This is a genomic window from Noviherbaspirillum sp. (genome assembly GCF_036846085.1).
GTDB lineage: Bacteria > Pseudomonadota > Gammaproteobacteria > Burkholderiales > Burkholderiaceae_D > Noviherbaspirillum.
The window spans coordinates 25,261-32,136 of sequence record NZ_DAIUCO010000027.1 but is presented as its reverse complement, the minus strand read 5'-3'; the positions used below and the strand labels follow the sequence as shown (position 1 = coordinate 32,136).

At 58.4% G+C, this 6,876-nt stretch carries 7 protein-coding genes; 5 read left to right on the top strand and 2 right to left on the bottom strand.

Annotated elements, in window-relative coordinates:
* Positions 1–243, top strand: a 243-nt coding sequence (locus V7080_RS05315; RefSeq protein WP_334187370.1) for a response regulator, incomplete at its 5' end; no start/stop codon positions are given.
* Positions 244–398: 155 nt separating this feature from the next.
* Here V7080_RS05315 and V7080_RS05310 read toward each other — a convergent pair.
* The gene (locus V7080_RS05310) at positions 399–1,541 is read right to left on the bottom strand and encodes an ABC transporter substrate-binding protein (protein ID WP_334187369.1); all 1,143 of its coding nucleotides are present in this window, start codon (positions 1,539–1,541) and stop codon (positions 399–401) included.
* A 430-nt stretch (positions 1,542–1,971) separates the two neighbouring features.
* Between V7080_RS05310 and V7080_RS05305 the strand changes: the two genes are divergently transcribed.
* Positions 1,972–2,469: a DUF3237 domain-containing protein gene (locus tag V7080_RS05305; RefSeq protein WP_334187368.1), complete on the top strand. Its 498-nt coding sequence runs from the start codon at positions 1,972–1,974 to the stop codon at positions 2,467–2,469.
* Between the two features lie 24 nt (positions 2,470–2,493).
* Here V7080_RS05305 and V7080_RS05300 read toward each other — a convergent pair whose 3' ends face one another.
* Complete coding sequence (locus V7080_RS05300; RefSeq protein ID WP_334187367.1) at positions 2,494–2,970, bottom strand: MarR family winged helix-turn-helix transcriptional regulator; 477 nt, start codon at positions 2,968–2,970, stop codon at positions 2,494–2,496.
* Between the two features lie 430 nt (positions 2,971–3,400).
* Here V7080_RS05300 and V7080_RS05295 point away from each other — a divergent pair, with 430 nt between their 5' ends.
* The 3 genes from V7080_RS05295 (at position 3,401) to V7080_RS05285 (ending at position 6,830) form a co-directional block, all read left to right on the top strand.
* The gene (locus tag V7080_RS05295; RefSeq protein ID WP_334187366.1) at positions 3,401–4,645 is read left to right on the top strand and encodes a flavin-dependent oxidoreductase; all 1,245 of its coding nucleotides are present in this window, start codon (positions 3,401–3,403) and stop codon (positions 4,643–4,645) included.
* A gap of 74 nt (positions 4,646–4,719) precedes the next feature.
* A complete protein-coding gene (gene hppD, locus V7080_RS05290) occupies positions 4,720–5,796 on the top strand; it encodes a 4-hydroxyphenylpyruvate dioxygenase (protein ID WP_334187365.1) in 1,077 nt (358 codons plus the stop codon).
* A 26-nt stretch (positions 5,797–5,822) separates the two neighbouring features.
* Positions 5,823–6,830, top strand: coding sequence for a Bug family tripartite tricarboxylate transporter substrate binding protein (locus V7080_RS05285; RefSeq protein WP_334187364.1), 1,008 nt, complete (start codon positions 5,823–5,825; stop codon positions 6,828–6,830).
* Positions 6,831–6,876 lie beyond the last annotated feature (46 nt).

The window sequence follows — 6,876 nt, the reverse complement described above, 5'->3', positions numbered from 1 at the left end:
CAGGTGTGCCTGCTCGACATCGGCCTGCCGGAAATCGATGGCAACGAGCTGGCGCAGCGGCTTCGCGCCCAACCGGAAACTGCCGGCTCGGTGCTGATCGCGGTCACCGGGTATGGGCAGGAAAACGATCGCAGGCAAACGCTCAACGCAGGATTCGACCATCACCTGGTCAAGCCGGTCAACACGAAAACGCTCACGGCGATCCTTGCTGAAATTGGTCCTTCTCGACCATCGCGTGAGTGAGTTCATGCGTTTTCATGGTTCGCTTCGGGAACAAAAATTTCATGAAGCAAACCGCTCTGGCAACTCGTATCACCTGCAAGTCCAATGGAACAAAAAAGCCTGCGCAAAGGCAGGCTTCCAGTTCTGTTTGCGCTGGTCAAGGCGCTGGAACGAAGTTATGGAGCAACAGGCTTCCAGTTGCCGTTTTGCACGGTGAGCATGACGCGCGCGTTGTCTTCCAGTCCGAAATGATCCTTGGGTGTGAACCGGATCACGCCTTGCGTGATGGGGATGCCCTTGGTGGACTCGAGCGCTTCCTTTAATGCTGCGCGGAACTCGGGCGTACCCGGCTTGGCTTTCTTCAGCGCTTGGGGCACGACCTGGTTGAGAACAAGATAGGCGTCATAGCCGTGCGACGCGAACTGATTGCGGGTGCCCGCGCCAAACTGCTTCTCGTAGCGATCGACGAATTCGGTGGCGAGCTTCTTGGACGGATGCTCATTCGGCAGGCCTTCCGGCATGATCGCGAGCCCGGCGACAACGAAGGAACCCTCGACGTCCTTTCCGCCGATCCTGATCAGGTCGCGCGACGCGGCACCATGTGTCTGGTAGATCTTGCCCTTGTAGCCGCGTTCGATCATGGCCTTGTGCGGCATGGCGGCGCCGCTGCCGGACGCGCCGAGCAACACCGCATCCGGCCTGGCGGCCATGATCTTGAGCGCCTGGGCGGTTACGGTCGTGTCGGCGCGGGCAAATCGCTCGGTGGCGACCGATTGCAGGCCAGCCTGATTGGCCGCTGCCGTCATTGCCTTGAACCAGGACTCGCCGTAGGCATCGGAGTAGCCGAGGTACGCATAGGTTTTGATGCCGGCGCGCTTCATGTGCTCCGCAACGGCATTGGCCATCAATTGGGTCGACTGCGCTACCCTGAATGTCCATTCGCCCTTGGCTTCCGGCAGTTCGACCGGGGAAGTCGAGATTTGCGGCGTCTTTAGCTCCGACGCTACTTCGGCCAGCGCGGCCGATGCCGGCGTTGCGGTCGAGCCGACGATGACGTCGACCGCCTCGTCGGTAATCAGGCGGCGCCCGTTCTTGCTGGATTGGGTGGAGTCCGATGCATCGTCAAGGATGATCAGCTTCACCTTTTCGCCGCCGATCGTTTCGGGCCACAGCGAGATGCCGTTCCTGGTCGGTATTCCCAGTCCCGATGCCGGTCCTGTCAGCGGCAGGCTCACGCCAACCGTGATGTCCGCCAGGGCAGGAGCGGCGACCGTACCGAACAGTACGCCGGTCGCCAGGATCGTTAAGGTGGTTTTCATAGTTGTCTCCTCGATGAATAAACAATCAAACAGCGGTGATTGCATGACATCGCCTTGCAGGTATCGGGCAGTGAGCGTTTCAAGCCGATGACTGCAGGCGGCGCGCATGCGGGTGGATTGACAGAATTGCAGCGCCGCTGCGGCAAATGCCGCTGACCGACGACGCGCATGGCTGCGAAGTCTTGCTTTCAACCGACCGGTAGGTTATGCAATATTATTGTTATGATGTATAACAGTTATTTACTATAACTAGGTCCGCATGTATATGCAAGCCGTTGAACGAGTTTTTATCCGGATCGGTTTTTGCGCAAGGAACGAGGATTTGATGAGTATTCTTCAAGGAATCTTCGCCATGTCCAAATAGTCAAAGGAAGCGGAAGCCAACAATGAAGCGACAAGAGAGACCAGCAAGGAATGGAGGTGCATCGACATGAATGCACAGACAGGTGACCAACTATTGGAAGAAATCGTGCAGGCGCCCGAACTGCGCTTTCTCTGCCGTATCACAGCGCGCGTATCGTCCGTGGTGTCATTGGGCGCGGCGCCATTCGGAGAGCGCCGGTTTGTCCCCATTGTCGGCGGGCAGGTCCAGGGCGGCATGCTGTCCGGCGAGGTGCTTTCCGGCGGTGTCGACTGGCAGATCCAGCGTGGTGACGGGGTGCTCGATATCAGTGCGCAGTATGTGATCCGTGCCTCCGATGGCGCCCTGATCGAGGTGGTCAGCCGCGGATATCGTCATGGTCCCGAGGAAGTCATGGCTCGGCTTGCGAGGGGAGAGCAAGTCTCCCCCGACGAATACTATTTTCGAACGGCAATGTCGTTCCAGACCGGCGCGCCGGCATGGGCGCATCTGAATTCGGTGCTGGCCATCGGCAAGGCCATCAGGAAACCCGATGCCGCCATGCTGGATGTGTTCCTGATCGGATGAAGCTTCGCAAGCACCGAGCGCACGTTACTTCGGCGAAACGCCGCAGAGCTTGCCGAGAAGCTCCCTCAGTTGCTGGCGCTCTTTTTCCGTCAACTGTTGCGAGATGCGGTCGTCATGCTCCTTCACCGCATTTTTATACTTCTTCAGCTGCCGTTGTCCTTCCCTGGTCAGCCGCAGATTATAGGACCGACGATCCCCGGAGTCCTGGCGCTCCACGAGACCAGCCTCCTCGAAAGTGTCAATGATCGATACCACGCCGGAACGGGCAATGCCCATGACTTCGGCAAGCCTGGTCTGAGAAATGCCGGGATTGCTGCCGATGATGACCAGTGAGGAAAAACGCTGGGGCGTCAATCCATCGACGCCAAGCGTCTCGGCGAAGTCTTCGTAAATCGAGAGCTGTGCCCGCCGTACGGCATAGCCGACCAGTTCCTCCAGGATATCGTAATTGATCCCTTCAATCCTGGCGTTGAATGAAGTGGCGATAGATCTGTTTCTCAAGCGGTTTCCTTCTCCTGCCTTGTGACGGTTTTCTGGTCTGAACATTTTCGTCGTGCCACATCCATGATTTTTTACGGGCTTCCGGACCGAATGTGCTCTCTTCGGGATTATTGTAACTGCTTGGGAAGCGGCGAAGGAAATTGCGATGCTTCACCCGGGAAAGTAATTCGGCCAGTGCCGGCGCCTGCCTTACTGACGACATCCCAGGCCCTGGATAACCTCGATATATCGCTTGTGGTTTGCAACATAACTGTTATAGAGTAGAACAATACAGAGTCATTACATTTACTTGCCGGGGGCGCGACCGTGCTTGTGGTTCGCATTCCCTGCCACCGTCATTGTTGCATCGCTGCAGCCCGGTCCCGCACCTGTGCAGTCTTTGCCGGGAAACCGGCACACCGGGCGACGCCTTTATGCCTTGGAGACAAACATGAAAGTTGCAATCGCCGGCGCCGGTATCGGTGGCCTGACCCTGGGACTGATGCTGCATGAGCGTGGCATCCAGGTCGATATCTACGAAGCGGTCAGCGAGATGAAGCCACTGGGCGTCGGCATCAACCTGCTGCCTCACGCGAGCCAGCAGCTCTCCCTGCTCGGCCTGGAAGAATGCCTGTCCGAAAAGGGCATCGAAACCTCGGCCCTCGCTTACTACAATAAATTCGGCCAGCAGATCTGGCATGAGCCGCGCGGCCGGGCAGCCGGTTACAGCACGCCACAAATCTCCATACATCGCGGCGAACTGCAGATGACCTTGCTGGAAAAGGCAATCGAACGGCTTGGTGCGGATCGTGTTCATCAGGGACATGCATTCAAATCCTTCGAGCAGAATGCCGACAAGGTGATCTCTACTTTCGTCCGGCACCCGGACCAGGCGGAAGTCGAGGTCGAGTCGAACATTCTGATCGGCGCCGATGGCATCCATTCCGCCGTCCGCCGGTTCCTGTATCCCACCGGCGACCAGCCACGGTTTTCCGGTCGCATGTTATGGCGTGCCGTGACCGAAGCCGAACCTTACCTTGATGGGCGCAGCATGTTCATGGCCGGCCACCAGGATCAGAAGTTCGTGTGCTACCCGATTTCCGAACCGCTGCGCCGGCAGGGCCGCTCGCTGATCAACTGGATCGCCGAGCTTCGCGTTCCCGGCGGCGAGCTGCCGAAGACGGACTGGAACCGCAAGGTCGACAAGGCGGTGTTCAGCAAGCCGTTCGACAACTGGAAATGGGGATGGATCGATATTCCAGCCATTATCGAAGGCGCGGACGTGGTGTATGAATTTCCGCTGGTCGACCGCGACCCGCTGCCGCGCTGGACCTTCGAACGGGTGACATTGCTCGGTGACGCAGCCCATCCCATGTATCCGATCGGTTCAAACGGCAGCGCGCAGGCCATCCTGGATGCGCGTTACCTGACGGATTGCCTGACCGGTGAAGCGGACATCCGCTATGCGCTGCGGGAATACGAGGCTGAACGACTGCCCCGCACAACCGGCATCGTGCTGCGCAACCGGATGAATGGTCCCGAACAGGTGATGCAGATGGCCGAAGAGCGGGCGCCGAACGGATTCAAGAATATCAACGATGTCATTCCCCAGGCGGAACTGGAGGCGATCTCCATGCGCTACAAGCAGCTGGCGGGATTCGACAAGAACTCGCTGGCCGCAAAGGTCGCGGTCTGACGCAACAGCATGGGGAGAGGCAGGCGGACCGCCGCGGCGGCCGCCGTTGATCAATTATCTATTTGAGGAACGTCATGTCCGATCTTTTTGATAATCCAATGGGACTCATGGGCTTTGAATTCGTCGAATTCGCTTCGCCCACGCCGAATGTACTGGAGCCGATCTTCGAGAAGATGGGCTTCACCAGGGTTGCCCGTCACCGCTCGAAGGACGTCGTGCTGTACCGGCAGGGTGACATCAATTTCATCATCAATAACGAACCAAAGAGCATCGCCGCCTATTTCGTCGCCGAGCACGGACCCTCCGCCTGCGGCATGGCTTTCCGGGTCAGGGATGCGCACAAGGCATATGCGCGGGCGCTTGAGCTGGGCGCCCAGCCTGTCGAAATACCGACCGGCCCGATGGAGCTGCGTCTGCCGGCCATCAAGGGCATCGGCGGCGCGCCGTTGTACCTGATCGACCGCTTTGAAGAAGGCAAGTCGATCTACGACATTGATTTCGAGTTCCTGCCCGGGGTGGACCGCAAGCCCGAGGGAGCCGGCCTGAAGCTCATCGATCACCTGACGCATAACGTCTATCGCGGCCGCATGGGTTATTGGGCCGGCTTTTATGAAAAGCTGTTCAACTTCCGGGAAATACGCTACTTCGACATCTCCGGCGAGTACACCGGCCTGACCTCCAAGGCCATGACGGCACCGGACGGCAAGATCCGTATCCCGCTCAACGAAGAATCGAAAAAGGGCGGCGGGCAGATCGAGGAATTCCTGATGCAGTTCAACGGCGAGGGTATCCAGCATATCGCGCTGCTAACGGATGACCTGATGTCCACGCTCGACAACCTGAAGATGGCCGGTGTGCCGTTCACGCCGGCACCGCCGCAGACCTATTACGACATGCTTGAGGAGCGCCTGCCGGGCCACGGCGAACAGGTCAATGAATTGCAGATGCGAGGCATCCTGCTCGATGGTGCGACTACCGACGGGCACAAGCGGTTGTTGCTGCAGATTTTCTCGGCACCGGTTTTCGGCCCGGTGTTCTTCGAGTTTATCCAGCGCAAGGGCGATGAAGGATTCGGCGAAGGCAATTTCAAGGCGCTGTTCGAGTCGCTGGAACGCGATCAGATTCAACGGGGCGTCCTGCACGCCGATTAATGAATAAAACATTCAAGGAGACAGTCATGATCAATAAAGATAAAGCAGGCATGCAACGGATAACCGGCCGCGTTTTTCGGGCCGCTGCAGCCTGCATGCTGCTTGCCGCGATGATGGGCAGCGCACTCGCACAATCGTATCCCGCCCGTCCCGTCCGGCTGGTGGTTGGTTTTCCCAGCGGAACAGGGCCGGATCTGGTTGCGCGATTGGTTGCTCAAAAGCTTCAGGAGTCGACCGGCCAGGGTTTTGTGGTCGACAACAAGACAGGCGCGGCGGGGCTGATCGCAGCACGCGAGGCAGCGAAAGCGCCGCCTGACGGCTATACGCTGTTTCTTGGAACCGTCGGGGAAATGGCTATTTCGCCGAGCGCTTATTCCCGGCTGGGATTCGATCCGGTCAAGGATTTCGCCGCTGTTAGCCACGTCGTGACGTCGGACTTTGCTTTCGTTGTACCGGCCTCGACGCCTGCAAAAAACCTGAAGGAGTACGTGGACTGGGGCAAGGCACAGAAAAGCCTGTTCATGGGAACCTTCGGCGCCGGAACGCCCGGCCATTTTGGCGTCGCCATCCTGGCGGATGCCACGGGCCTCAAGGCTGAACCGGTTCATTACAAGAATACGGGCGATGCGATGAGCGGAATCATCGCGGGCGATACACAAGGCTTGTTCGGAACCCTTGCCCTGGTCAGCTCCCACGTCAAGGGCGGCAAACTGCGTGCGCTCGCCACCACCGGCGCGGAACGTTCGACGATGCTGCCTGATGTGCCAACAGCGAAAGAGCAGGGCTACCCCTCCGTCGAATTCGGCGCATGGTTCGGAATATACGCGCCGGCCAAAACGCCGAACGATATTCTGGAAAAGCTGAATGGGGAAATCGTGAAGGCAATGCAGGCGCCCGACGTGCGCGAAAAACTGCAGGGAGTCGGATTCCGTGTAGTAGGCAGCAGCAGGCAGGAATTCGACCGTTTGCTGAAGGAAGACATTCCTCGCTGGGAAAAGGTCGTGAAAGCGACCGGTTTCAAAGCACAGGAGTAAGCGGCAATTAAGGTCGAAACCTAGTGATGACAACTCAAATGCGCCT

What these genes read in the sequence shown, in the direction of transcription:
- hppD (WP_334187365.1), top strand. Translation starts at nt 4,720, where the DNA reads ATGTCCGATCTTTTTGATAATCCAATGGGACTCATGGGCTTTGAATTC.
- V7080_RS05305 (WP_334187368.1), top strand. Translation starts at nt 1,972, where the DNA reads ATGAATGCACAGACAGGTGACCAACTATTGGAAGAAATCGTGCAGGCG.
- V7080_RS05310 (WP_334187369.1), bottom strand. Translation starts at nt 1,541, where the DNA reads ATGAAAACCACCTTAACGATCCTGGCGACCGGCGTACTGTTCGGTACG.
- V7080_RS05285 (WP_334187364.1), top strand. Translation starts at nt 5,823, where the DNA reads ATGATCAATAAAGATAAAGCAGGCATGCAACGGATAACCGGCCGCGTT.
- V7080_RS05295 (WP_334187366.1), top strand. Translation starts at nt 3,401, where the DNA reads ATGAAAGTTGCAATCGCCGGCGCCGGTATCGGTGGCCTGACCCTGGGA.